Here is a 23049-nt window from a genome sequence, read left to right on the forward strand (position 1 = left end):
ACTGCTGGATGTGCACCCGCGGGCTGTTCGCGCAGTGCGAAACGACCCAGGTCCGAGCGCAGGGCAAGGGGGCTTCCCTGTTCGGGTACACCTCTCTCTACGGTTCAGTGCCCGGTGGGCAGGCCGAATACCTACGCGTCCCGCAGGCCCAATTCGGCCCGATCAAAATTCCCGACGGGGTCCCGGACGAGCAATACCTCTACCTGTCTGACATCTTGCCCACCGCCTACCAGGCCGTGGCCTACGCCGACGTGCCCGAGGGCGGCACCCTGGCCGTGCTGGGCCTGGGGCCGGTCGGGCAGCTGGCGGCGCGGATCGCCCGGTACCGGGGCGTGCCCCGGGTGATCGGCGTCGACCCGGTGCCGGAACGCCGCGCGGCGGTCGGCCGGTTCGGGGCAGAGACCCTGGACCCGGACCAGCTCGACAACACCGCGGCCACCCTGATCGACCTGGTCAGCGGGCGGGGACCGGATGCGGTCATCGACGCGGTCGGCATGGAGGCCCACGGCGCCCCGGTCGCGAAGGCGGCACAGGCGGCGGTCGGGCTGCTGCCGGACGCGGCCGCGCGGGCGCTGACCGACCGGGTCGCGATCGACCGGCTGACCGCGCTGCACGCGGCGGTCAAGGGCGTCCGGCGCGGCGGCACCGTCTCGGTCAGCGGCGTGTACGGCGGCGAGGTCGACCCGATGCCGATGATGGAGATGTTCGACCGCGGCGTGCAGCTGCGGATGGGCCAGGCCCACGTCCGGCGCTGGATCGACGACATCCTCCCGCTCGTGCTCGATGACGCCGACCCGCTCGGCACCGAGGACCTCGCCACCCACGTGCTGCCGCTCGACGAGGCCCCCCGCGCCTACGAGATGTTCCAGAAGAAGCAGGACTCCTGCATCAAGGTGCTGCTCACCCCGTGAGCAGCCGGGTCATCGTGATCACCGGCGCGTCCAGCGGCATCGGGCGCGCGACCGCGCTGGCCTGCGCCCGGCGCGGGGACCGGGTCGTGCTCGCGGCCCGGTCCCCGGAGGGCCTGGCCGCGGCCGAACGGGAGTGCCGGGCGACCGGCGCCGAGACCCTGGTCGTCCCGACCGACGTCAGTGACGCCGACGCGGTCGACGCGCTGCTCGCGGTCGCCGCGACGCGGTTCGGCCGGGTGGACGCGGTCGTCCACTCGGTGACCGTCGTCGCGTACGGGCGGTTCGAGGACGTGCCGGTCGAGGTGTTCGACCGGGCGGTGGAGATCACGCTCATCGGAGCCGCGAACGTGGCCCGCGCGGCGCTGCGGGAGTTCCGCGCCTGTGGCCGGGGCCGGCTGGTGATCGTCGGTTCACTGCTGGGGAAGATCGCCGCTCCGTACATGAGCTCGTACGTGGCGGCGAAGTGGGGCCTGCACGGGCTGGCCCGGACGCTGCAGATCGAGGCCCGGCAGACGCGCGGGATCGACATCAGCCTGGTGTCGCCGGGTGGCGTGGACACGCCGGTGTACAGCCAGGCCGCCAGCTACCTCGGCCGCGGCGGGCGGCCACCGCCGCCGGTGGACCCACCGGAGAAGGTGGCCCGGGCGATCCTGCGCGCGCTGGACCGGCCGCGCCGGGACGTCTCGGTCGGTGTGGCCAACCCGGTGGTGATCCTCGGTTTCCGCGCGCTGCCCGCGGTGTACGACCGGATGGTCGGGCCGCTGATGCGCGCCGGCGGGCTGGGCCGGCAGCGGGTCGAGGACCACGACGGCAACGTGCTCGACCCGCAGCCGGCGGGCGAGGCGACGCACGGACGCTGGGGCCGGCACTGGCTGCGGCCGGTCGGCCTGGGCGCAGCGGCCGGCGCCGCAGTTCTCTATGGCACGAGGAGGAGTGGACGGTGAGCGGAACGTTCCCGGAGCGGACGGTGGCGACGGTTCGGCGGACGATCGCGGCGCCGCCGGAGGACGTCTGGTCGGTGCTGGCCGACGGCTGGTCGTTCGCGGTCTGGGTGGTCGGCGCCTGCCGGGTCCGCAACGTCGACCCGGACTGGCCCGATCCGGGCGAGGCCATCCACCACTCGTTCGGGATCTGGCCGGCGCTGGTGAACGACGACACCGTCGTGGTCTCGGCCGAGCCCGCCCGCGAGCTGGTGCTGCGGGCCAAGGCCTGGCCGGCGGGCGAGGCGGTCGTCCGCCTCGAGCTGACCCCGGACGGGCCCGGCGCGACGCTGGTGACGATCCAGGAGGACGCGACCGCCGGCCCCGTGCTGCTGCTCCCCGCGCCGCTGCGCCGCCTCGCCCTGCATCCCCGCAACGTCGAGACCCTCCGCCGGTTGGCCTTCCTCGCCGAAGGCCGCCACCGCGAACGCCTCCAGCGCCGCCCGTAGACCCCGGTCGCCAGGTCAGGCGGTGGCGCGGCGCCCGGTGAGGGCGGTACGGGGGGCGAGGGCCGGGCTGCCGGTGCCGGTGCCGGCGGGGAGTGCGGCGAGGAACTCGCGGAGCACGTCGGCGGTCGAGCGGGCCGGGCTCCAGCCGAGCGCGCGGGCCCTGCCGGTGTGCATGATCGGCGCGTTCGCAGCCGTTCGACCGCCGCCTTCTGCCGGCTGTACGTCGAGCTCGGGATGCCGGTCGTGGCCCAGCTCTCGTCCCGCGGCTGATCCCCCGGCGACGGCGCGTAGGCCCCGATCGAGGACGAGTAGGCCAGCCGCGGCACGCCGGCCGCGAGCACCGCGTCCAGCACCGCCCGGGTACCGCCGACGTTGACCCGCTCCAGCGCCGCCGTGTCCCAGCTCGGCTGCAGCCGCCAGACCAGCGAGACGACCGCGTCGGCGCCCGCGACCACGCCGGTCAGGCGTTCGACCGCGGCCGGGGCGGACACGTCGACCGCCTCCCAGCCGATCCCGTCGTACGGCCGGCCGGCGCCCGTCGGCGGCCGGCGGGCCACGCCGATGATCTCGTCCACCGCCGGGTCCGCGCCGAGCCGCCGCAGCACGGCCGTACCCACGTTCCCGCTCGCCCCGATCACGACCACTCGCACGAACCCGCCCAACCCCGCCGGGCCCGGATCACGCCGGGGGTTGGCCTTGGGCGTGGGTGGCGATATCTTGGACGTCCAGGATGGCGGTGGGGCTCGCCGACAACCGCGGCATCGATGCCGACAACAGTCCCTACACCTTCAGGTGTAGGAGGCCGTCTTGGTACAGGGATCCCAGCCCGGTCGAGCCGTCGGGTACGCCCGCCGGTCGCCGAGCGGGCCGCCGCTGGAGCGGCAGCTGCGCCTGCTCGCCGAGGCCGGCTGCACGACGACGTTCGCCGACACCACCCTCGGGCGGACCACCGGGCGGCCCGAGCTGACCGCCTGCCTGGCGGCCCTGCGGCCGGGCGACACGCTGGTGGTCCCGAGCCTGGAACGGCTCACCCGCTCCGTGCACGAGCTCATCCGCGTCGTCGACGATCTGCGCGATCGGGACGTCGGCTTCCGCGCCCTCAAGGAGGGGCTGGACACGACGGCCGGCGACGGCCGGCTGGTGTTCCCGGTCTTCGCCGCGCTGGCCGGCATGGTCCGGGAGGCCGGCGCGCAGGGCGCCCGCGAGGGGCTGGCCGTCGCCCGGGCCAACGGGCAGCGACTCGGCCGTCCGCCGGTGCTCACCGCGGACCAGGTCGAGCACGCCCGCCGCCTGCTGCGCGAGCCGGACAGCACGGTGGCCTCGATCGCCCGGCAGCTGGGCGTGAGCCGCTCGACGGTCTACCGCGCGCTTCCCGAGCTCACAGGCCGGGGAACCGGCGCTCGGATGGCGGGACCCAGGAACTGCTCGTAGAGTCTGCGGTGGTTGATGCGCCAGCCCTGGTCCTTTTCTCGGAGCTGGAGAATGATGACGATCACCCTCGACCGCACCGCCGAGCGAGATGCGACCCGGGCCCGGTTCGTCCGGCTGGCCGAGCTGACGGAGCCCGGCTCGGAACGGGACCGGCTGCGGCACGAGCTCGTCCAGCAGCACCTGCCCCTGGTCCGCTACTTCGCCCGCCGGTACGCCGATCGCGGCGAGCCGATGGACGACCTCCTCCAGGCCGGCGCGATGGGTCTGATCAAGGCGGTGGACCGGTTCGACCCCGGCCGCGGCCTGGAGTTCTCGACGTACGCGGCGCCGACGATCCTGGGCGAGATCCGCCGGCACTTCCGAGACCGCACCTGGGCCGTGCACGTGAACCGGGGTCTGCAGGAGCTGAGCATCGAGGTGACCCGCACCGCGGGAGAGCTGACCCAGGAACTGAACCGGGCCCCGAGCGTCGCCGAGCTCGCCGTCCGCACGGGCCGGACGGAGGAGGAGGTGCTGGAGGCGCTGGCCAGCGCGCACGCCTACACCGCCGACTCGCTGGAGGCACCGACCGGCGAGGACCGCACCCTCGGCGACAGCATCGGCGGCGAGGACCAGGCCCTGGTGAACGTCGAGCTGCACGAGTCGCTCGGCCCCGCCCTGGCCACCCTGCCGGAGCGGGAACGGCGGATCCTGCAGCTGCGCTTCTACGGCAACCAGACCCAGTCCCAGATCGCGGCCCAGCTCGGCATCTCCCAGATGCACGTCTCCCGGCTGCTGTCCCGGACCCTGGCCCAGCTGCGCCAGCAACTCACCTGACCGCGGTTTCCTCGCCGCGGCGCGGGTAGGGCCCGGCTCATGGACGGGGAGAGCGTGACGATCACGGCGTACGAGGACGGGCCGCTGCTGGTGCGGGGTCCGGTGACGTTCCTCACCCAGGACGGCCGGACGATCGAGCCCGGGCGGTCGACCGTGGCGCTGTGCCGGTGCGGGAAGTCGGCGAGCAAGCCGTTCTGTGACGGCACGCACAAGGTGGCGCGTTTCCGCGCCCCGTCGGGTCCGGACCCGAGCCGCCCGGCGCCCGCGGCCGACTAGCCTGTCCGGACAGGCTTCTGTCCGGACAGGATTCGTCAGGCCGATTCGGCGATGTCCTCCGGCGACCCGCGCAGCGAGGTCGACCCTGTCCTCCAGCAGGCGAGGAGGTGTTCCGCGAGCCGGGCGTCGAGCGTCAGACAGGTCGCCGCGCCGGCCAGGATGTCAGCGGCGAGCTCCGGCTCGGCCTTGGCGAGCGCACCGCACAGGTCGTGCGCGGCGATCTGCTCGTGCACGGCGTCGGCCTCGACGTGCTCGTCGAAGAAGCGGGTGGCGACCGGGCCGAGTCCGAGCCGGCGCAGACCGGCGCCGTAGCGGCGCATCGGCAGCGAGGACGTCATCTCCAGCGCGGCCAGATGCCCGGCGATCGCCCCGCGCCGGCTGCGGTGCAGACCGAAGTAGGACGCGGTCACGCTGCTGGCCAGCGTGACCGCCGGCACCAGGTCGGCGTACGCGCCGTACCCGTCGTCCAGGCCGGCCTCCCGCATCGCGTCGGCGAAGAGCCGGGCGTGCATGCGCTCCGGCCGGCCGCCGCCGTACTCGTCTATCTGCACCTCGACCAGCGCCGCCTTCGGGCCACCGGCCAGCCGCGGGATCGCCCAGGTGTGCGGGTCGGCTTCCTTCAGCTGGTAGATCGAACGGTGCACGAGCAGCTCCCGGACCTGACCGAGGTCGGCGCGACGCTGGACGTACGCGGCCAGCGCGGGACCGTCGTCGGCCGCGACCAGGTCGGCCAATGCCCGCGGCACGTCGGCCGGGGCCACGTCGGGGACGGCGACCAGGGCCCGCAGGGCGGTGTCGAGCCGCGCCTCCAGCACCGCCCGGTATGCCAGCAGCGACGGCTCCCACTCCCAGTCGTCGTCGACGCCGGCGAACCCGCGGTAGTGCAGCTCGTAGCAGACGTGCAGGGCGAGCAGCAGATCGCCGTCGTCCAGTACGTCGGCCCGGGGCCGCCGGCTCGGCGACGGACCGTCGAATCGGTGCGGCGGCCGCACCACGGCCGCCAGCACGGCGGCGCTGACCGGCCCGCGCGGAACGGGAAGCGGAGCCCGCACCGACCCGACGACTGCACTCATGAACTCTCCCGTTCCCCGACCGGCGACCTGTCCGGGCCGACACCCTGCCCGGACAGATCCCCCCGAAACCGGCCGGCCGCCGGGGTGACCGCACGTTCGGTCACCCCGGCTTGACGTGGCCGTTCAGTGGGAGGTCGGGGCCTGCTCGCGGACCTGGCCGCCGGCCTCCTGCGCCGTGTCCTTGACGTCCCCGGCGGCCGACTGCGCGTCGGCCTTCACCGTGCCGGCGGCGTCGGCAGCGGTCTCCTTCACCGACTGGACCGCCTGCTGCGCCGGCTCCTGCAGGTTGTCCTTCACCTCCGACAGCACCGCTCCGGCCTGTTGCCCGACCGCCTGCACGGCCGGCTGGGCCTGCTCCTTCGCGGCCTGCGCCAGCTCGCGTTCCCGCTGCGAGGCCGGCAGCAGCGAGGACACCAGCCAGCCGACGCCGAACGCGATCAGCCCGGCCGCGAGAGGATTGCCCTGCGCCTGCCGGCGGGCCGCCTGCGCCGTGGACGACGCGGTGTCGTTCACCGTGCCGGCGGCGTTCTGCATCCCCGACTGCACGCTGGACGCGGCGCCGGGCAGGCCGTCCCCGGTCGAGGAGTCGCCACCCATCACCTTGTCCTTCAGGCCGCCGATGGCGTCCTTGGTCTTGTCGACCCGGCGGCCCACCACCCGCGACGGCGACACCTTCTCGGTGAGCGCGTCCACGTCGGTGCCGAGATCTCGGCGGGTCCGGTCGATCTCGCGCCTCAGCTGTTCCGATTCTTCGCCCACTGGACGTCCTCCTTCAGCGTCTCGATGGTCTGTTCCGGCTTCGGGTTGAGCTGCTGGAGCTGTTTGCGGCCCACGACGAACAGGACCGCGGCGACGGCGCCGAGCACGACCGCCGTGATCAGGGCGGCCCATCCGATCGGCATCACCGCGTCCAGCGCGAACATCAGCGTCAGGGCCAGGAAGACCAGCACCAGGTAGCCGACCGCACCCGCGCCGGCGAGCATGCCGCTCGCCTTGCCGGCCTTGGTGGCCTCCTCCTTGATCTCGACCTTGGCCAGCTCGACCTCCTGCCGCATCAGCGTGGACAGGTCGGTGGTCACCTTGCCGAGCAGGTCGCCGACCGATCGGCCGTCGATCTCCGGCGTCACGGCGGCCGGCCCGGAGCCGGCCACCTGCGAGCCGCCGGTCACGAGCTCCGCCCCCGCCAGTTCTCGGGAACCGGCTCCTGGCCGGGCTCGTAGCCGATGCCGGGCTGGTAGCCAGCATCCTGCCCGGTGGCGGCGGGGGTCCCGTACCCGGTCGGCCCGGTGGTCGCCGAGCCGTCGTCGAGCCCGGCCTGGTCCGGCCCGGGCTCGTAGCCGGGCTCGTAGCCCGGCTGCGGAAGGCCGGAACCGTAGGCCGGCTCGTACGCTCCGCCGGCGGGGACGGGCTCCCCCGGCGACCGGAAGCCGCCCGCGGGCTCCGAGCCGGCCGGATATCCGGCCGGTCCGGGCTCCCCACCGGCGGCGGAGGGATCGGCCGGATAGCCGCCGGCCTCGTAACCGTTGGACGGGTACGCCGGCTCGACCGCCCGAGCCGGATAGCCCGGCGCATCCGGATAGCCCGGCGCATCCGGGTAGCCCGATGCGGCCGGCAGCGCGGGCGTGCTGGCCGGGCCGGTCAGCGCGGCCGGCTCCGAGTCGCCGGAATCACCGGAGGACGCGAGGTTGCGGGTGAGCCGACCGGCGACCACGCCGAGAACCGCGGCGCCGGCCAGGAACACCACCGGACGCCGGCGCGCGTACGAGCGGGCCTGGTCGAGCAGCTCGGCCGGTTCGTGCCGATCGAGGTGGTCGGCGAGCCCGTGCGCCCGGGACGCGGCCTGCCGCGCGACCTCCGTGGCCACGCCGGACCGGCCGCCCTGCTGAGCCATCTCCTGCAGCTCGTCGCCGAGGGACCGGAGCCCCTCGACCGCCCGGCCCTTCTGCGTGCTCGCCTGGTCCCCGACCTGGGTCCGGGCCTCTCCGACGAGGTCGCGGGCCTGCTGCCGGACCTCGCCGGCCACGGCGCCGGCCTGTTCCTTGGTGGCCTGCGCCACCTGGCCGCCGGCGGCCGACGCGGCCTGGCCGACCTGGCCCGCTTGTTCCTTGGCCACGTTCGCGACGCCGCCGGCGCCGTCCTGCTGTTCCATCACGCCTCCTAGCGTTCCAGTCGTCCTGCCGTACCCGGCCGGACGCGACTCAGCCGCGCAGATCGCGCGCGGTTCCGGTGGGGTCTCGGAGATGTGGTCGTCGCCCTCGACCGACGGTGCACTTGTCACCTCGTCCTTGCTCGCGTCCACGGCGAGGGTGTCGCCGTCGACGCGGGACGCGGCCAGCGGCACGAAGCTCTCCTCGTGCCGAACAGGCCGGTCTTCACCGTGACCCACTCGGCTGTCCGGACGTGTCGTCCAGGTACACCTGGCCGACCTTGCCGATCTCGTCGCCGCCGGTGTCGACGACCGTCGCGCCGGTCAGGGTCCGCACGTCGAACTCGGTCATGGATCTCCTCCGTTCCGGTGACCGCGATCGCGGCCCGGGGCGTCCATCGAAGGGGCTGCCGGTCGCTTCCGGACGGACGCCCCCACTCGCTCCGTACGGGCAGCGGTCTGCCCGACGGACCGGAGCTCAACCGAATCAGCACTGTGAATTTCAGGCCCCGGTGTGCGAGGACCCCGGAAGCTCGCCTCCGGGGTCCTCGGGATGATCACTGCTGCTGGTCGTCGCCCGTGCGCTGCTGGGCGGCGTCGACGCCCTTGTCGATCAGCTCGTCGTGCTTGCCGCCGGTCTTCTGGTCGGCGACATCGCCGGCCTTGTCCAGGCCCTGGTCCACCTGCTCGTCGTGCTTGTCGGCCATGTCCTCGGCCTTGTCCATGAAGCCGCCCATGGCTCCTCCTCGCGTCGGGTGCGCATGGCCTGCCCCGGGCGAACGGGCTGAAACGGTTCGGCTCGAACACGGACGGGGACGGGTGTGCCGGGCGGGTTCCCGGGGCACCGTCCGGTCATGGGATCGGAGCAACGACCGGGTGTCCTGTTCGACATCGACGGCACCCTGCTGGACACCAACTACCTGCACGTCCTGGCCTGGTCGCAGGCCTTCCGGGACGCCGGCCACCAGGTCGCGATGTGGACGCTGCACCGGGCGATCGGGATCGGCAGCGAGGAGCTGGTCCAGCGGATCCTGGGCCGCGACGACGACGGGGTCGTCCAGGCCCACTCGGAGCGGTACGACGCGCTGCGCGACCAGGTCACGGCGTTCCCGGCCGCGGGCGAGCTGCTCTCGGCCTGCGCCGGCCTCGGCCTGACGGTCGTGCTGGCGACCAGCGGCGGCAAGAGCGACCTGGACTGGATGCTGCCGGCGATCGACGCACCCGACGGCGTGGTGGCCGGCGTGACCACGTCCGGGGACGTGGACGCCTCCAAGCCGCACCCCGACCTGCTCGAGGTCGCGATCCGCGACCACGGCCTCGACCCGGGCCGTACGGTGGCGGTGGGCGACACCAGGTGGGACATCGACGCCGCCCGCTCGGCCGGTCTGCCGTGTGTGGCGCTGCGCTGCGGCGGCCTCGGCGCCGACGAGCTGGACGCCGCCGCCGCCGTCTACGACGACCCCGCCGACCTCCTCGCCCACCTCAGGTCCTCGCCGCTCGCCGGCCGGTGACGCGCGGGGCGTCTACTCGTCGCCGGTCCAGCAGCCGAGGATGACCGAGGCGACCTCGTAGGCGAGGTCGGTCGGTTTCTGCCCCTCGGCGCCGAACCGGGCCGGAGACGGTGGCCGCGTTGACCGACAGCCTGTCCGACCTCGTGCACGGTGACGTCGAGCGGGCGGTCGACGGGCTGCTCGCGATCGCGGGGATCGACCGCCTCGGCGGCAGCGCCGCGCAGCGCGAGATCATCGAGGACACCCTGCTGCACTGCGCCGTACGGGCCGGGCGGACCGAGCTGGCGGCCGGGATCCTGGACGGCCGGCTGCAGCGGCGCGAGTCCGACCGCGACCGCCGCCGCCTGCGCCGACTCCGCGAACCCACCCCGTCCTGACCCCACGGTCAGGCCACCGGTCAGGCTGCCCGGCGCGGCCAGGCGCCGGCGGTCGAGGAGCCGGTCGGCACGGTGGGTCAGGGCAGGGAGGTGCTGACCGCGGTCGTGGCGCGGTGCAGCGCGTCCCGCAGCCGGTCCGCGCCGCCCGTCGCGAGCTCCCCGTCCGGCAGCGCGGCCCGCAGCGTCAGCACGCCCGCGACCAGCGCCAGCACGAACTCCGCCCGCAGCGTCGCGTCCTGGGCCGGCTCCGACCGGCCGGCGCCGAGCTCGACGGCCAGCCGGGCCACGACCTCGTGCAGGGTCCGCCGGCGCAGCTCGCCCACCCGCTCGTCCGCGCCGATGTCGCGCAGCAGGAGCAGCAGCGGGTGCTCACGGCCGAACTCGGGCCAGGCGTCCAGGTCGAGCTGGTCGAGCATCGACCCGACCAGGCTGGTCCGGCTGGCCCGGAAGGCCTCCAGCGACTGCGCGAACTCCCCCATCACGGCGGCGAACAGGCCGTCCTTGGAGCCGAAGTAGCGGTTGATCAGAGAGACGTTGACCCCGGCGTCGGCGGCGACGTCCCGGGTCGTGGTGCGCTCGTAGCCGAGCACGGTGAACCGGCGCATCGCCGCGTGCAGCAGGTCGTCACGCGTGGCCTCGGCATTACGGGCCCGCGCCGGTCGCTCCGCCATGGCCGCCAGCGTACCTGCCAAGTAATCACTTGTTGACATCTCTCCGCCGGGCTTCCTAGAGTCCTGGTAAACACGCGATTACCAGGGTCAGGGGACATGACGAACACGACGACGGCCGGGGCCGTCCGCGCCAACCTCGAGGTGGTGGCGATCGGCCTCGGCGCCCTGATGGCGGCGCTGGCCCAGACGCTGGTCATCCCGGTCCTGCCGGTGATCGCCGGAGACCTGCACGCCTCCACCACCCAGGCGCTCTGGCTGCTGACCTCGACCCTGCTCGTCGCCGCCGTGGCGGTGCCCGTGATCGGGCGGCTGGCCGACATGTTCGGCCGCCGGCTGATGTTGCTGCTGTGCCTGGGGGCACTGCTGGTCGGATCCCTGATCGACGCGCTGACCAGCAACGTCGGCGTGATGATCGCCGGGCGGGCGCTGACCGGCGTGTCCAGCGCCGCGATCCCGCTGGGCATCAGCCTGCTGGCCGCGGTGCTGCCGCCCGAGCGCCGGGGATCGGCCGTCGCGCTGGTCAGCGCGATGCTCGGCGTCGGCGGCGCGCTCGGCCTCCCGCTGGCCGGCCTCATCGGCGACCACCTCGACTACCACATTCTCTACTGGATCGGCGCAGTCGGCGCCGCGCTCAGCATGATCGCCACCCGGGTCCTCGTCGGCGAGCCACCCACCGCCCGGCGCGGATCGGTCGACTACCTCGGCATCCTGCTGCTGGCCGGCGGCCTGGTCAGCCTGGTGCTCCCGCTGTCCGAGGGCAGCGGCTGGGGCTGGGGCTCGGCGCGGACCATCGGGCTGCTGGTCGCCTCGGTGGTGCTGCTGGCCGTGCTGGCCGTGGTCGAGCTGCGGGTACGGCATCCGCTGGTCGACATGCGGACCCTGGCCAACCCGCCGATCGCGATCACCAACGTGGCCTCGATCTTCATCGGCTTCGCGCTGTTCGCCAGCTTCGTCGGGACCGCGAACTACGTGCAGGCCCCGACGATCTCCGGGTACGGCTTCGGCTCGTCGGTGCTCACCGCCGGCCTCTGCCTGCTGCCCAGCGGCGTGCTCATGCTGCTGCTCTCCCCCGTCGCGGCCCGGCTCATCAACGCCTGGAGCGCTGCCCGCGTGCTCACGCTGGCCGGGGTGATCATCGCCGCCGGGCTCCTCATGCGGATCTTCGCCACCAGCTCGCTCTGGGAGATCATCGTCGGCGCCTCGATCGTCGGTGCCGGCACCGGGATCGGATACGCCTCCCTCCCGGCGCTGATCAACACCCACACCCCGGACGAGGACCTCGCGGCGGCCAACAGCATCAACTCGCTCGCCCGGTCCCTGGGCAGCACGCTGGCCAGCGCCGTCGGCGGGAGCCTGCTGGCCGCGATCACCCTGACCGTCGGCGGCGTCACGCTGCCGTCGTTGGCCGCGTACCGCATCCTGTTCGCGATCTGCGCGGTGGCGGCGCTGCTGGCCGCGCTGGCCGGAGTGATCATGGCGTCGATGCGAGGGACGGCCCACGACCGGACCGCGCCGGACGACCGCCTGGCCGAGCCCGCCGTCTGACCCCCGGTCCGCCGCCGTGGCGAGACGGCACGGTGTGAGTGGGGCTTCTCGGCGCCGGCTTCGTAGCGTGGGTGGCGGAGTATCCCCGGCGAGAGACGAAATATCATGATGATGGGCCCGGTGTCATTCCTCGACACGGCTGGCGCCGTGATCCTCGTCCTCTGGGCGGTGGTGATGTGGGCGGCCGTGGGCGTGTTGTGGATGGCCAGCAGGCGCCCGGTGTCGACGCTGCTCTTCGACGCGTGTGTGGGCGTCATCGGGTTGGGTGTCATCGGCCAGATCGGGCACGCCCAGGAGCACTTCGCCCAGGTCGGCATGTGGGTGGCGCATCCGAACTCGCCGCCCGGCATGACGCCCTGGGGTGACGGGCTGGCAGCGGGTTTCGGCCAGATCGCCCCCATGAACAAGACCCTGGGCATGGAGATCCTGCACCTGGTCGGCAACTTCATCTTCCTGGCCGGCCTGGCCGGGGTCATGGTGATCACCCGGCGCGCGCTGCAGACCAAGACCCGGCGGTGGGGGCGGATGGGCTTCTGGATGCAGTTCATCCACGGCCTGGAGCACCTCTCGCTGACCGTGTCCGTCGCGTTCGGCGCCCGGGCGATCGGCCTGTCCACGTTCTTCGGCCTGCTGCCGGACGGGCCGGGGCTGTGGACGTACCGGGTCTGGTGGCACTTCATCGCGAACGTCGTCGGCAGCATGATCTTCGCGATCGCCCTGCGGCACCTGTGGCGCGAGCGCCGGCAGATCGAAGCCTCCTTCTGCGACGAGCCGCGACCCGCTGCCGTCGCCGCGACCGAGCGGCGCGAGCCCGTGTCGGTCGCCTGACCGCGGTTCCCGACTGTCCACAAGAGACTTGGCAACGATCCCGGCCGCCGGGTAGTCACCCGCCGAAGAGCTCCGCGCGGAGCCGGCCGAAGTCGGCGGTGCCGTAGGTGTCGAGCAGCTCGTGGACGCCGTACGCGGCCTGGCCGTTGGTGAGGCCGTTGCAGGTGTCGTTGTCGTCGCCCTTGCGCTTGCCGACCGCGCCGGAGAACTCGGTCGGGTCGGGGTCGCTGAGCCAGTACGACGTCATGAGGCCCTCGCACTGGATGCCGGGGTGGGCGTACCCGAGCAGGGCCGACGGCATCGACAGGGCACCCTGCATGCCGATCCCGACGATCTCGGCGATCCGCAGCAGGTCCGGATCGCCGGCCGCCGCGGCCGCGGCCGCCGTACCCGTCGCGGTCCAGCCGTCCCCGTGCCGCTCGACCCGCTGGTAGTCGGCCCGGACGACCGAGCCGTCGGTCAGGCACAGCCGGATCGGCTCGTCCACGCGTACGGTCGTCCCGCCCGCGCCGGACATCACGAGCCGCGGCCCGTCGGAATGCTGCTCCCACGAGATGCGCACGACCGATGCTAGGCCCGGCCCCACCGCAGCTGCCCGTCCCTCATATCATCCTGAGATAACAAAGATTTGTGTTATCTCAGTTGTATGCGATATCGTCGTCATCATGCCGACCGACGCCGAGATCACGTTCGCCGATCACGCCGGCCGCCTCTACGCCCGCCGCTACGGGATGGCGCCGATGGTGGGCCGGCTGCTGGGCTACCTCGCGATCTGCGACCCCCGCGAGCAGAGCATCGCCGAGCTGGCCGAGGCGCTGCTGGCCAGCCGGAGCGCGATCGCCGGTGCGATCAGCGCGCTGGAGAACCTCGGCGTGATCCGTCGCTCGCGGGCCGCCGGTGAGCGGATGGACCGGGTCCGGATCGAGTTCCCCGGCGAGGGGTCGATGGGCTTCGACATGACCGAATACCAGGAGCAGGGCGACCTCGCCCGCGAGGGCCTGGCGATGCTGGCCGACGCGCCGCCCGAGCGGCGGGCCGTGCTCCTGGAGTGGGCGGCGTTCGCCGACTTCCTGGTCGAGCGGCTGCCGATCCTCGAGAAGGAATGGAAGAGCCACCGGGAGGCGCTGCGCGCGGCCGGCGAGCTCCCCGACCCGTCCACTCTCTGAGAGCGAAGGACCGTGATGATCACCACCCGCGCCGTACGCAAGTCCTTCGGCGAGCACGTCGTCCTCGACGACGTCGACCTCACCGTCGAGGCGGGCACCATCTTCGCCCTGCTCGGCCCCAACGGGGCCGGGAAGACGACGATGGTGCGGATCCTCTCGACGTTGATCCGCGCCGACGCCGGCCAGTGCCGGGTCGGCGGGCACGACGTGGCCGCCGACCCCGACGCCGTACGGGGCCTCATCGGCGTCACCGGTCAGTTCTCCGCGGTGGACAACTTCCTCACCGGCGAGGAGAACCTGCGGCTGATGGCCGACCTGCGGCACCTCGGCCGGGAGGCCGGCCGCCGCCGGGTCGCCGAGCTCCTGGAACGCTTCGACCTCACCGGCGCGGCCCGCAAGCCGCTCTCGGCGTACTCGGGCGGCATGCGACGGCGGCTCGACCTGGCGATGACGCTCGTCGGCAGCCCGGCCGTGATCTTCCTGGACGAGCCGACCACCGGGCTCGACCCGCGCAGCCGGCGCACGATGTGGCAGATCATCCGGGAGCTGGTCGGCGACGGCGTGACGATCCTGCTCACCACGCAGTACCTGGAGGAGGCCGACCAGCTCGCGGACCGGGTGGCGGTGCTGGACCAGGGCCGCATCGTCGCCGAGGGCACGCCCGCGCAGCTCAAGCGCCGCATCCCCGGCGGGCACATCCAGCTGCGGTTCGCCGGGCCGCGGGCGCTCACGGCGGCGGCCGGCCTGATCCCGGGCGCGACGCCGGACGACGACGAGCTGACCCTGCAGATCCCGGGCGACGGCAGCGTGGCCGCGCTGCGTCGGGTGCTCGACCAGCTCGACCACGCCGGTGTCGACGTCGAGCACCTGGCGATCCACACCCCCGACCTGGACGACGTGTTCTTCGCCGTCACCGGCCACACCGCCACCGGCGAACCGGCCGTCCGGCAGAAAGAGGAGGCCCTCCCGCGATGACCACCTTCGCCGTCGCCGACTCGGCGACCATGCTGCGCCGCAACCTCAAGCACCAGCTGCGTTACCCGTCGCTGACGCTGATGCTGGCCGGCTTCCCGATCGTGTTCCTGCTGCTGTTCGTCTACGTCTTCGGCGGCCAGCTCGGCTCCGGCCTCGGCGGGACGGTGGCTCCGCAGGGCGACCGCGGCGCCTACCTGACCTACCTCGTGCCCGGCATCCTGATCGTGACCGTGGCCTCCGCGGCCCTCGGCACCGCGATCTCGGTCGCGAGCGACATGACCGGCGGCATCATCGACCGGTTCCGGACGATGGCGATCACCCGCGCGGCCGTGCTCACCGGCCACGTGGTCGGAAGCGTGCTCCAGACGCTCGCCGTCCTGGTGCTCGTGACCGCGGTCGCCCTGGCCCTCGGGTTCCGCTCCGGCGCGAGCGCCCTGGACTGGCTCGCGGCCGCCGCGATCCTGCTGCTGTTCGCGTTCGCGCTGATCTGGCTGTCCGCCGCCCTCGGCCTCGCCGCCAGGAGCGTCGAGACCGCGAGCAACACCCCGATGTTCCTGACCCTGCTGCCGTTCCTGTCCAGCGGGTTCGTCCCCACCGGCACGATGCCGGCCGGGCTGCGGCAGTTCGCCGAGTACCAGCCGTTCACGCCGGTCACCCAGACCGTCCGGGCGCTGCTCAGCGGCGGTCCCGTCGGGAGCAACGCCGTCGCGGCCGTCGCCTGGAGCGTCGGCATCGCGTTCGCGAGCTACCTCTGGGCGCTGCGGCTCTACGACCGCCGCCGGGCCGCCGACCCGGCCTGACCCCGCGCGGGGCGCTCGCCGAGTGGCAGGCGGGCTGCCTGAGCCCGGCCGGGTAACCGGCGGACCGGCGGACCGTCCACTATGGATGGTCCGCCGGCCCGTGTCGTCGCGGCCGGTGCCGAACGGCATACTCGGGCACGTGACCAGCGTCCGAGTGTCCGTCGACGGCGGGGAGATGCCCGCCGACCTCCACCTGCCCGCCGGCGATCGTGGCCCCGGGATCGTGCTGTTCCAGGAGATCTTCGGCGTCACCGACTACGTCGACGCGCGGGCGCGGGACCTGGCCGCGCTCGGCTACGTCGTGCTCGTGCCGCACGTCTACTGGCGGCAGGGCGATCCGGTGCTCTCCGGCGAGGACGCGCTGCCGCGCGCGATGGACGCCCTGGGCAAGGTGGACTGGGACACCGCCGTGGCCGACGGGGTCGCGGCGGTCGCCGACCTGCGCGGGCGCGCCGCCGGCCCGACGGGGGTGTTCGGGTTCTGCTTCGGCGGCGGGCTGGCGTTCGCGGTCGCCGCCGCGGACGACCCGGACTTCCTGGTCAGCTACTACGGTTCCGCGCTGCCGAACCTGCTCGACGCGGCCGGCCAGGTCCGGGCACCGAGCCTGCACCACTTCGGCCTCGACGACGCGTACCTCCCGGCCGGGACCGTGGGCCGGATCGAGGAGGCGGTGACCGCCGGACCGGTGCCGGCGACGGTGCTCACGTACGACGGCGCCGGGCACGCGTTCGACAACCCGATGCCGGCCTTCCACCACCCGCACGCCGCCCGGCAGGCCTGGGACAACACGATCGAGTGGCTGGCCCGGACGGCCCCGACCGGCTAGGCCGACCCGGCCGGCTGTGCGCCGGTGGCGGCGATCACGCGCGTCAGCGTCCGGTGCAGGTCGAGCAGCTCGCCGACGTCCATGCCCAGCCGCTCCACGATCGCCGGCGGGACCTTCTCGGCCTGGCTCCGCAGCCGCCGTCCGCGCTCGGTGAGCTCGACGGTGAGCATCCGCTCGTCGCTGGGACTGCGGCGACGGGTGCAGTAGCCGAGCGCCTCCAGCCTCTTGAGCAGCGGGGACAGCGTGGCCGAGTCGAGCCGGAGCGACCCGCTGAGGTCCTTGACCGAGCGCGGCGACCGCTCCCACAGCGCGAGCATCACCAGGTACTGCGGGTGCGTCAGCTGCAGCGGCTCCAGCAGCGGCCGGTAGAGCGCGATCACCGAGCGGGAGGCGACCGCCAGCGCGAAACAGACCTGCCGGTCCAGCGCCAGCACGTCCTCGGCCTGATCCATCCGCTCCCCCATCATCGCGTTGCGCGTACTCAGTAAGTGTACTATTAGTTCGTACACTAATTGATCGGGTGAGGGGTCATGGTGACTGCGGTGGAGCAGGAGTCGGATGCGCCGGTGCGCCGGCCGGACCCGGTGCACTGGGTCTGGTACGCGGTGGGCGGGCGGCTGCCCGGCCGGTACCGCGCCTGGATCTTGCGCGACGCCACCGGACCGCGCTGGATGTTGCGGCACGGCGTCCGGGCCCTGGTGCAGCTCGCGGTGCCCATCGCGCTCGTGATGACCCTGCTGCCCGGGCTGCTGTCGATCCGGGTGTTCGCGTCGGTCTGCGGGATGCTGATCGGGGTGTTCTTCGCGCTGGCGTACTCGACCGAGAGCGTCGAGCACCGGGTGCGGCGCGCCGGGTTCCGCCCCGGGCTGGCCGAGGCCATCCGCCAGCGCGCCGCCCAGGAACGCGAGGCCGTGGCCTCCGTCCGCCGCCACGAGGCCAACGCCCGCCGCGCCGCCCGCCGCGGCTGGACTCCCCCGGACTAGCCGGAGTCCGGCCGGCCGGTCGGCGTGTAGCTCTCCGGCCGGCGGGGAGGTAGCGGATCATGAGGATCGCGGTCATCGGTGCGTCCGGGAACGTCGGGGCGAGAACCGTGAAGGCGCTGCGCGCGGCCGGGCGCAGGACTTCCTCGACATGGCGCGGCGGATCCTGGAGGTCCGCGGGACGCCGGTTCAGCTCCGGCCGAGCTGGCGGGACGGCCTGTTCCCGATCGGGATGGCGGGCGGCGTCCTGCTCCCGGCCCGGACGCCCGCCTCGCGGGACCACCTTCGACGACCGGCTGGCCGACGGCGCCCGCTGAGGTGTCGATTCGAGGGCAGGTCGTTCGTAGCCAGGGTGAGGGACCGGCCGGTCCCGGAAGGGACATGACACCGATGGAAGCCAAGAACCTCGCCGACCTGTACGACCTGCCCCTGATCGACTGGCAGCGGATCGAGGCCCGGCTGACCGGCCCGGAGGCCCTGGCCGGCGCGGGCAGTTCGGACAACCGGAGCTGGCTGGCCACGACCAACGCCGATGGCAGCCCCCACCTGACCGGCCTCGGCCCGCTGTACGCCGCCGGCCTCTTCTACTTCAGCACCGGCGGGACGACCCGCAAGGGCCGGAACCTGGCCCGGGACCCCCGATGCACCCTGGGCATCTCCACCGAGGACTTCGACCTCGCGGCGGACGGCGACGCCGTCCCGGTCGAGGATCCCGACGTGGTCGCGGAGGTGGCCGGGCGCTGGGCCGACCAGGGCTGGCCGGCCCGTCCCGACTCCGCCGGCACCGCGATCACGGCCGAGTACAGCGCACCGTCCGCGGGGCCGCCGCCCTGGCGCGTCTACTGCCTCACCCCGCGGCAGGTCACGGTCGTGCTCTCCTCCCATCCCGGCGGCGCGACCCGCTGGACGTACTGACCGACGCCGGCCCGCAATCGCACCGTCTGCTCGAACCTCTGGGAGTCTGATCCACCGTGCACGAGGCGACCTGAGGAGGAGCGACACATGGCAGCGACGTTCAGTGGGTCCGACGACCTGCAGGGTGCGGAGTTCGTGAACGCGGACCTGCGTGGTGCCCGGTTCCACGGGGCCGACCTCACCGGCGTCGTCATGCGCGGTGTCGACGTGTTGGGAGCGGAGATCGACTCGCCCTGGCTCTTCGACGGCGACAGCGTCCTCGTCAACGGCATCGACGTGGTCCCCTTCGTCGACGCCGAGCTCAACCGCCGCTTCCCCGGCCGCGCCGAGCGGCGGGCGGGCGACCCGGACGGGCTGCGTGCGGCCTGGTCCGTGCTCCAGCGCAGCTGGCAGGCCACGCTCGATCGCGTCGCCGCGATGCCGGCCGGCACGGTCGAGGTGTCGGTGGCCGGCGAATGGACGTTCACGCAGACGCTGCGGCACCTGGTCATGGCCACCGACACCTGGCTGGGCCGCGCGGTCCTCCGGCTCGACCGGCCGTACCACCCGCTCGGCCTGGCGAACGCCGGCGCCGAGAAGGAGGGCCTGGACATGTCGATCTTCACGACGGGCACGCCGTCGTACGCCGAGGTGCTCCAGGCCCGGGCGGATCGCGTCGCGATGGTGGGCGACTTCCTCGCCACGGTCACACCGGACCTGCTGACCGGGACGCGCACGAACCCGTGGGCCCCCGGCCGATCGGAGACCGTCCTCTCCTGCCTGCACACCATCCTCGAGGAGGAGTGGGAGCACCTCCGCTACGCCGTACGCGACCTCGACACCATCGAGGCGGGCGCCTGAGCCGGCGCGGGGTCAGACCGGGTCGTCGGTGGGCGGCTTCTCGGCCGCCTCCAGAACCCGGCGGGCGGCGGCGAGCTTGCGGAGCGCGGTTCGCTGGGCCGTGCGGGCCGCCGCGAGATCCTGCTCGGCGGTGACCCGGTCGCGGCGCAGCTGCATGCGTTGCTGTTCGAGCAGTTCCTGCCGGTCGTCGACGACCTGCATGGCGGCCTCGGCCTCGGCGAGGTCGTGCTCGCTCTGCCAGTGGGCCGAGGCGGCCTCGGCCAGGTCGGCCTCAGCCTGACGCAAGCCGTCCACCCGATCCCCCGGCCAGGCCCACGCCGCCGCCGGCGCCAATCTCGCGCCCCCGCCGGGTCCGGCGCCCCCGTCCGGGTCGGGTTGCGGGGAGGGGTCGGCGGGAGCGGATCGGTCGCGGCGGCGGGCGAGTTCGTCTTCGACCGGCCACACGACCCAGCCGGCCGGCTCGTCCTCCGCGGGCACGGGCATGGCTCCGCCGGCCGACTCCACCTGCGGAAGCGGACCGAACCCGGCATGCGCCATCGGCCGGGCCAGGTGCCCGGACATGACCGCGGCCGCGGCCCCCAGGTCGACCAGCCCGGCCTGCAGGGTCCCGGCCACCTCCGCGAGCGCCGCCTCGGTCGCGTGCACACCGGCCTCGGCGGCATGCCGTCGGGCCCAGTCCAGGAGCTCGCCGACCAGCTCCTCGCGCTGGCCGGGCAGGCGCCGCAGCAGTTCGGCGTCGAGCCCCGTCTGCGCCCGCCGCAGCTCCCGGCCCAGCGCGAACAGCTCCTGCATCCGGGCCCGCTGATGACGGCTCAGCGCGTTGACCAGCCAGGCGCTCAGCGTCGGCCGGCGCAGGACCTGCAGCTCTCGGGCCAGCTCGCGCTGCCCGGCGGCACGGGCCTGCCGGACGAGCTGGTCGCGGGCGGCGACGAACCGAGCCGGCGGCACGAGGTAGAGCTCCGCGGCGATCTCGTCGGTCTCCGACAAACGCATCCGGACCATGATGCCCGGACCGCGGAACTTCATGACGCCCACCCGCGGCGAACGGTGGTGGCCTTGGCCCGATCCGGGGCAGACTGGACACAGAAGATGAAGGTCGGACTCCCCCGGGGGGCGCGATGCAGAGCGTCTGGAAGGGCGTCATCTCGTTCGGGCTGGTCTCCATCCCGGTCCAGCTGTTCGCCGCCACCGAGGAACACAGCGTGTCCTTCCGCCAGATCCACGTCTCCGACGGCGGCCAGGTCCGCTACCGGCGGGTCTGCACCCTCGACGGCGAGGAGATCCCGTACGGCGACATCGCCCGGGGCTACGAGCTGCCCGACGGGCACGTCGTCGTCCTGACCGACGAGGACTTCGCGCAGCTGCCGCTCGCCACCAGCCGCGCCATCGAGGTCCTCGGCTTCGCCGACGCGGACAGCGTCGACCCGGTCCGGCTTTCCCGCAGCTACTACTGCGACGCGACCGGCTCCGACACGAAGGCGTACGTGCTGCTGCGCGAGGCCCTCCGGCGGACCGGCAAGGTTGCGCTGGTCAAGGTCGCCCTGCGCGGCCGCGAGTCACCGGCCGTGCTGCACCCCCGGGACGGGGTCCTCGTCCTGCACCTGCTGCTCTGGCAGGACGAGGTCCGTACGCCGCGCTTCCCGTTCCGGCAGGACGAGACCCCGCCGCGCCCCCGCGAGCTGGCCGCGGCCGAGGCCTACATCCACACGCTGACCGGGACGGCGGAGCCGGCGGAGATGGTGGACCGCTACCAGGCGGCGCTCCGGGAGCTGGTGGAGGCCAAGGTGGCCGGCCGGCAGCTCGAGCAACCGGCCACGCCGACCCCGGTCCACAGCACCGAGGCCCTGATGGAGGCGCTGCGGCGCAGCGTCGAGCAGGCCAAGCACGACCGTGGCGACGCCGTGCCGGCGAAGAAGCGCAAGCTCCCCGCCGCCCCGGCGAAGAAGACGACGGCCAAGAAGCCCGCCGCCCGCAGGGCCGGCAAGAACGGCTAGCGCCGCCCGCTCCCGACCGCCTGACGCGGCCCGGACGCAGGCGGACCGGATGCAGGCGGCCCGGACGCAGGCGGCCCGGACGCGGGCCGCTGCGGGACGCCGAGCTGCGGGACGTCGAGGTGGTGCAGGGCCGCGCGGCCGATCGCCTGCTGGTGGGTGACGGTGCGCTGCGAGCGGCCGCGGCCGAGGAAGGTCACGGCCCAGTGCAGCAACGTCGTCACCCGGTTCTTGAAGCCGACCAGGTAGAAGATGTGCACGCCCAGCCACAGCAGCCAGGCGACGAAGCCGGCGAACCGCAGGCCACCGAACCGCAGCGGGCCGATGTCACCGACCGCCGAGAAGCGAGAGATGGTCGCCATCGACCCCTTGTCGAAGTAGTGGAACGGCGGCAGCGGCGCCCGGCCGGTGAGCCGGCGGGTGATGGTCCTGGCCGCGTACCGGCCCTGCTGCATCGCGACCTGCGAGACGCCGGGCAGCCCGTCGAGGCTCATCATGTCGCCGACGACGAAGACCTCGGGGTGGCCGGCCACGGTGACGTCCGGGCCGACCGGGATCCGGCCGGCGCGGTCGACCGGCACGCCGGCCTGGTCGGCGATCTTCGCCGCCAGCCCCGACGCCCGTACGCCGGCCGCCCAGACGACGACGTTGGCGTCGATGCGGTCGACCCGGCCCGAGGTGTCCTTGACGTCGATGCCGCGCCCGTCGACCGAGGTGACGAACGTGTTGAGCCAGACCTCGATGCCGAGGCGGTCGAGCTGCCGGGCCGCCTGCGAGGACACCTTCGGACCGAAGGAGGTCAGCACGCCGGACTGGCCGTCGAGCAGCAGGATCCGCGCCCGGGTGGTGTCGATGCGGGAGAAGTCCCGGCGCAGCGTCGTCCGGGCGAGCTCGGCGATCTGCCCCGCCATCTCGACCCCGGTCGGACCGGCGCCGACCACGACGAACGTCATCAGCCGCTGGACCTCGGCCGGGTCGGTCGCGAGGTTCGCGAGCTCGAAGGCACCGAGGATCCGGCCGCGCAGCTCCAGCGCGTCGTCGACGGTCTTGAGGCCGGGGGCGTCCAGCGCGTACTGGTCCTGGCCGAAGTAGGACGTGCTGGCACCCGCGGCGACGATCAGGCTGTCGTACGGGGTGACCGTCGTGATGTCCCACGCCCGGGAGGTCACGGTGCGGGCGGCGAGGTCGAGGGTGTGCACGTCGCCGAGCAGCACGTCGAGGTTCTTCTGCTTGCGCAGGATCTCCCGGGTGGCCGGCGCGATCTCGCCCTCGGACAGGATGCCGGTCGCCACCTGGTAGAGCAGCGGCTGGAACAGGTGGTGCGTCGTCCGGCTGATCAGCGTCACGTCGACGTCGGCGTCCTTGAGCTCCTTCGCGGCGAACAGCCCGCCGAAGCCGGAACCGATGATCACCACACGATGCCGTCGGGTGCTGGCCACGGGGTCCTCCTCTCGCAGGCCCGCGGTGTCCGGGCCTCCACCCTGGTCAACATCACCGCCGCGAACCCGATTTCCCGTGCCGTGAATCGATCAAGTGCGAGTG

General features: G+C 73.5%; 30 protein-coding genes. 18 read left to right on the forward strand and 12 right to left on the reverse strand.

What is annotated here, in order from left to right:
- From VGP36_22385 to VGP36_22395, 3 genes are all read left to right on the forward strand, one after another.
- The coding region (locus VGP36_22385) for a zinc-binding dehydrogenase (protein ID HEV7657458.1) at window positions 1-911 on the forward strand (911 nt) is incomplete at its 5' end.
- A complete protein-coding gene (locus tag VGP36_22390) occupies window positions 908-1855 on the forward strand; it encodes an SDR family NAD(P)-dependent oxidoreductase (protein ID HEV7657459.1) in 948 nt (315 codons plus the stop codon). The genes VGP36_22385 and VGP36_22390, both read left to right, overlap by 4 nt.
- Window positions 1852-2340, forward strand: coding sequence for an SRPBCC family protein (locus tag VGP36_22395; GenBank protein HEV7657460.1), 489 nt, complete (start codon window positions 1852-1854; stop codon window positions 2338-2340). The genes VGP36_22390 and VGP36_22395 overlap by 4 nt, the downstream gene beginning before the upstream one ends.
- 15 nt (window positions 2341-2355) lie before the next feature.
- On the opposite strand, the gene VGP36_22400 is transcribed toward VGP36_22395, so the two are convergent.
- Window positions 2356-2514 (reverse strand): hypothetical protein, encoded by a 159-nt coding sequence (locus VGP36_22400; protein HEV7657461.1) that lies wholly within the window; start codon window positions 2512-2514, stop codon window positions 2356-2358.
- A gap of 633 nt (window positions 2515-3147) precedes the next feature.
- Here VGP36_22400 and VGP36_22405 point away from each other — a divergent pair.
- Genes VGP36_22405 through VGP36_22415 form a run of 3 tightly spaced genes read left to right on the forward strand, consistent with a single transcriptional unit; the run spans window position 3148 to window position 4863 of the window.
- A complete protein-coding gene (locus VGP36_22405) occupies window positions 3148-3771 on the forward strand; it encodes a recombinase family protein (GenBank protein HEV7657462.1) in 624 nt (207 codons plus the stop codon).
- Between the two features lie 51 nt (window positions 3772-3822).
- Window positions 3823-4587: a SigB/SigF/SigG family RNA polymerase sigma factor gene (locus VGP36_22410; protein HEV7657463.1), complete on the forward strand. Its 765-nt coding sequence runs from the start codon at window positions 3823-3825 to the stop codon at window positions 4585-4587.
- Window positions 4588-4626: 39 nt separating this feature from the next.
- Entirely contained in the window at window positions 4627-4863 is a 237-nt protein-coding gene (locus VGP36_22415; GenBank protein ID HEV7657464.1) for a CDGSH iron-sulfur domain-containing protein, read from the forward strand.
- 35 nt (window positions 4864-4898) lie between these two features.
- On the opposite strand, the gene VGP36_22420 is transcribed toward VGP36_22415, so the two are convergent.
- The 6 genes from VGP36_22420 to VGP36_22445 form a co-directional block, all read right to left on the reverse strand.
- Window positions 4899-5936 (reverse strand): iron-containing redox enzyme family protein, encoded by a 1038-nt coding sequence (locus VGP36_22420; protein ID HEV7657465.1) that lies wholly within the window; start codon window positions 5934-5936, stop codon window positions 4899-4901.
- A 123-nt stretch (window positions 5937-6059) separates the two neighbouring features.
- A complete protein-coding gene (locus tag VGP36_22425; GenBank protein HEV7657466.1) occupies window positions 6060-6695 on the reverse strand; it encodes a DUF3618 domain-containing protein in 636 nt (211 codons plus the stop codon).
- Complete coding sequence (locus VGP36_22430) at window positions 6671-7105, reverse strand: phage holin family protein (protein HEV7657467.1); 435 nt, start codon at window positions 7103-7105, stop codon at window positions 6671-6673. Before VGP36_22430 ends, VGP36_22425 begins: the two co-directional genes overlap by 25 nt.
- Window positions 7102-8085, reverse strand: coding sequence for a hypothetical protein (locus VGP36_22435; protein HEV7657468.1), 984 nt, complete (start codon window positions 8083-8085; stop codon window positions 7102-7104). Before VGP36_22435 ends, VGP36_22430 begins: the two co-directional genes overlap by 4 nt.
- 223 nt (window positions 8086-8308) lie before the next feature.
- Window positions 8309-8434 (reverse strand): PRC-barrel domain-containing protein, encoded by a 126-nt coding sequence (locus VGP36_22440; protein HEV7657469.1) that lies wholly within the window; start codon window positions 8432-8434, stop codon window positions 8309-8311.
- Window positions 8435-8639: 205 nt separating this feature from the next.
- The gene (locus VGP36_22445) at window positions 8640-8819 is read right to left on the reverse strand and encodes an antitoxin (protein HEV7657470.1); all 180 of its coding nucleotides are present in this window, start codon (window positions 8817-8819) and stop codon (window positions 8640-8642) included.
- 117 nt (window positions 8820-8936) lie between these two features.
- Between VGP36_22445 and VGP36_22450 the strand changes: the two genes are divergently transcribed.
- Entirely contained in the window at window positions 8937-9593 is a 657-nt protein-coding gene (locus VGP36_22450; GenBank protein ID HEV7657471.1) for an HAD family hydrolase, read from the forward strand.
- A 119-nt stretch (window positions 9594-9712) separates the two neighbouring features.
- A complete protein-coding gene (locus tag VGP36_22455; protein HEV7657472.1) occupies window positions 9713-9970 on the forward strand; it encodes a hypothetical protein in 258 nt (85 codons plus the stop codon).
- A 77-nt stretch (window positions 9971-10047) separates the two neighbouring features.
- On the opposite strand, the gene VGP36_22460 is transcribed toward VGP36_22455, so the two are convergent.
- Window positions 10048-10641 (reverse strand): TetR family transcriptional regulator, encoded by a 594-nt coding sequence (locus VGP36_22460; protein ID HEV7657473.1) that lies wholly within the window; start codon window positions 10639-10641, stop codon window positions 10048-10050.
- Between the two features lie 96 nt (window positions 10642-10737).
- On the opposite strand from VGP36_22460, the gene VGP36_22465 reads away from it, so the two are divergent.
- Both VGP36_22465 and VGP36_22470 read left to right on the forward strand, forming a co-directional pair.
- Entirely contained in the window at window positions 10738-12186 is a 1449-nt protein-coding gene (locus VGP36_22465; GenBank protein ID HEV7657474.1) for an MFS transporter, read from the forward strand.
- Window positions 12187-12306: 120 nt separating this feature from the next.
- Window positions 12307-13014: a DUF6008 family protein gene (locus VGP36_22470; protein HEV7657475.1), complete on the forward strand. Its 708-nt coding sequence runs from the start codon at window positions 12307-12309 to the stop codon at window positions 13012-13014.
- 55 nt (window positions 13015-13069) lie between these two features.
- Here the strand turns inward: VGP36_22470 and VGP36_22475 are convergent, their stop codons facing one another.
- Window positions 13070-13501 carry a hypothetical protein gene (locus tag VGP36_22475; protein ID HEV7657476.1) on the reverse strand — a complete coding sequence of 144 codons (432 nt, stop codon included), beginning with the start codon at window positions 13499-13501 and terminating at the stop codon, window positions 13070-13072.
- Between the two features lie 178 nt (window positions 13502-13679).
- Between VGP36_22475 and VGP36_22480 the strand changes: the two genes are divergently transcribed.
- The 4 genes from VGP36_22480 (at window position 13680) to VGP36_22495 (ending at window position 16781) form a co-directional block, all read left to right on the forward strand.
- Window positions 13680-14180 carry a MarR family transcriptional regulator gene (locus VGP36_22480; GenBank protein ID HEV7657477.1) on the forward strand — a complete coding sequence of 167 codons (501 nt, stop codon included), beginning with the start codon at window positions 13680-13682 and terminating at the stop codon, window positions 14178-14180.
- Window positions 14181-14195: 15 nt separating this feature from the next.
- The gene (locus tag VGP36_22485) at window positions 14196-15155 is read left to right on the forward strand and encodes an ATP-binding cassette domain-containing protein (GenBank protein HEV7657478.1); all 960 of its coding nucleotides are present in this window, start codon (window positions 14196-14198) and stop codon (window positions 15153-15155) included.
- Complete coding sequence (locus VGP36_22490) at window positions 15152-15955, forward strand: ABC transporter permease (protein HEV7657479.1); 804 nt, start codon at window positions 15152-15154, stop codon at window positions 15953-15955. The genes VGP36_22485 and VGP36_22490 overlap by 4 nt, the downstream gene beginning before the upstream one ends.
- Before the next feature lie 139 nt (window positions 15956-16094).
- Window positions 16095-16781 carry a dienelactone hydrolase family protein gene (locus tag VGP36_22495; GenBank protein HEV7657480.1) on the forward strand — a complete coding sequence of 229 codons (687 nt, stop codon included), beginning with the start codon at window positions 16095-16097 and terminating at the stop codon, window positions 16779-16781.
- Here VGP36_22495 and VGP36_22500 read toward each other — a convergent pair.
- Window positions 16778-17233: a MarR family transcriptional regulator gene (locus VGP36_22500; protein ID HEV7657481.1), complete on the reverse strand. Its 456-nt coding sequence runs from the start codon at window positions 17231-17233 to the stop codon at window positions 16778-16780. The genes VGP36_22495 and VGP36_22500 overlap by 4 nt on opposite strands.
- Before the next feature lie 78 nt (window positions 17234-17311).
- On the opposite strand from VGP36_22500, the gene VGP36_22505 reads away from it, so the two are divergent.
- The 3 genes from VGP36_22505 to VGP36_22515 all read left to right on the forward strand — a co-directional run bounded on the left by VGP36_22505 (window position 17312) and on the right by VGP36_22515 (window position 19516).
- The gene (locus VGP36_22505; protein ID HEV7657482.1) at window positions 17312-17764 is read left to right on the forward strand and encodes a DUF5313 family protein; all 453 of its coding nucleotides are present in this window, start codon (window positions 17312-17314) and stop codon (window positions 17762-17764) included.
- A gap of 378 nt (window positions 17765-18142) precedes the next feature.
- The gene (locus tag VGP36_22510) at window positions 18143-18676 is read left to right on the forward strand and encodes a pyridoxamine 5'-phosphate oxidase family protein (protein ID HEV7657483.1); all 534 of its coding nucleotides are present in this window, start codon (window positions 18143-18145) and stop codon (window positions 18674-18676) included.
- Window positions 18677-18763: 87 nt separating this feature from the next.
- Complete coding sequence (locus VGP36_22515) at window positions 18764-19516, forward strand: DinB family protein (protein ID HEV7657484.1); 753 nt, start codon at window positions 18764-18766, stop codon at window positions 19514-19516.
- Window positions 19517-19528: 12 nt separating this feature from the next.
- Here the strand turns inward: VGP36_22515 and VGP36_22520 are convergent, their stop codons facing one another.
- Window positions 19529-20509: a hypothetical protein gene (locus VGP36_22520; GenBank protein HEV7657485.1), complete on the reverse strand. Its 981-nt coding sequence runs from the start codon at window positions 20507-20509 to the stop codon at window positions 19529-19531.
- Between the two features lie 125 nt (window positions 20510-20634).
- Here VGP36_22520 and VGP36_22525 point away from each other — a divergent pair, with 125 nt between their 5' ends.
- Window positions 20635-21510: a Ku protein gene (locus VGP36_22525; protein HEV7657486.1), complete on the forward strand. Its 876-nt coding sequence runs from the start codon at window positions 20635-20637 to the stop codon at window positions 21508-21510.
- Here the strand turns inward: VGP36_22525 and VGP36_22530 are convergent.
- Window positions 21507-22946: an NAD(P)/FAD-dependent oxidoreductase gene (locus VGP36_22530; GenBank protein HEV7657487.1), complete on the reverse strand. Its 1440-nt coding sequence runs from the start codon at window positions 22944-22946 to the stop codon at window positions 21507-21509. The two genes, VGP36_22525 and VGP36_22530, sit on opposite strands and share 4 nt — an antisense overlap.
- Window positions 22947-23049: the final 103 nt, after the last annotated feature.

This window comes from Mycobacteriales bacterium (genome assembly GCA_035995165.1).
GTDB lineage: Bacteria > Actinomycetota > Actinomycetes > Mycobacteriales > CADCTP01 > CADCTP01.

Coding starts and splice junctions, on each gene's coding strand:
- VGP36_22400 (HEV7657461.1), bottom strand. CDS start 2,514: ATGCACACCGGCAGGGCCCGCGCGCTCGGCTGGAGCCCGGCCCGCTCG.
- VGP36_22410 (HEV7657463.1), top strand. CDS start 3,823: ATGATGACGATCACCCTCGACCGCACCGCCGAGCGAGATGCGACCCGG.
- VGP36_22415 (HEV7657464.1), top strand. CDS start 4,627: ATGGACGGGGAGAGCGTGACGATCACGGCGTACGAGGACGGGCCGCTG.
- VGP36_22420 (HEV7657465.1), bottom strand. CDS start 5,936: ATGAGTGCAGTCGTCGGGTCGGTGCGGGCTCCGCTTCCCGTTCCGCGC.
- VGP36_22435 (HEV7657468.1), bottom strand. CDS start 8,085: ATGGAACAGCAGGACGGCGCCGGCGGCGTCGCGAACGTGGCCAAGGAA.
- VGP36_22440 (HEV7657469.1), bottom strand. CDS start 8,434: ATGACCGAGTTCGACGTGCGGACCCTGACCGGCGCGACGGTCGTCGAC.
- VGP36_22445 (HEV7657470.1), bottom strand. CDS start 8,819: ATGGGCGGCTTCATGGACAAGGCCGAGGACATGGCCGACAAGCACGAC.
- VGP36_22450 (HEV7657471.1), top strand. CDS start 8,937: ATGGGATCGGAGCAACGACCGGGTGTCCTGTTCGACATCGACGGCACC.
- VGP36_22460 (HEV7657473.1), bottom strand. CDS start 10,641: ATGGCGGAGCGACCGGCGCGGGCCCGTAATGCCGAGGCCACGCGTGAC.
- VGP36_22465 (HEV7657474.1), top strand. CDS start 10,738: ATGACGAACACGACGACGGCCGGGGCCGTCCGCGCCAACCTCGAGGTG.
- VGP36_22480 (HEV7657477.1), top strand. CDS start 13,680: ATGCCGACCGACGCCGAGATCACGTTCGCCGATCACGCCGGCCGCCTC.
- VGP36_22485 (HEV7657478.1), top strand. CDS start 14,196: ATGATCACCACCCGCGCCGTACGCAAGTCCTTCGGCGAGCACGTCGTC.
- VGP36_22490 (HEV7657479.1), top strand. CDS start 15,152: ATGACCACCTTCGCCGTCGCCGACTCGGCGACCATGCTGCGCCGCAAC.
- VGP36_22500 (HEV7657481.1), bottom strand. CDS start 17,233: ATGGATCAGGCCGAGGACGTGCTGGCGCTGGACCGGCAGGTCTGTTTC.
- VGP36_22505 (HEV7657482.1), top strand. CDS start 17,312: ATGGTGACTGCGGTGGAGCAGGAGTCGGATGCGCCGGTGCGCCGGCCG.
- VGP36_22510 (HEV7657483.1), top strand. CDS start 18,143: ATGACACCGATGGAAGCCAAGAACCTCGCCGACCTGTACGACCTGCCC.
- VGP36_22515 (HEV7657484.1), top strand. CDS start 18,764: ATGGCAGCGACGTTCAGTGGGTCCGACGACCTGCAGGGTGCGGAGTTC.
- VGP36_22520 (HEV7657485.1), bottom strand. CDS start 20,509: ATGCGTTTGTCGGAGACCGACGAGATCGCCGCGGAGCTCTACCTCGTG.
- VGP36_22525 (HEV7657486.1), top strand. CDS start 20,635: ATGCAGAGCGTCTGGAAGGGCGTCATCTCGTTCGGGCTGGTCTCCATC.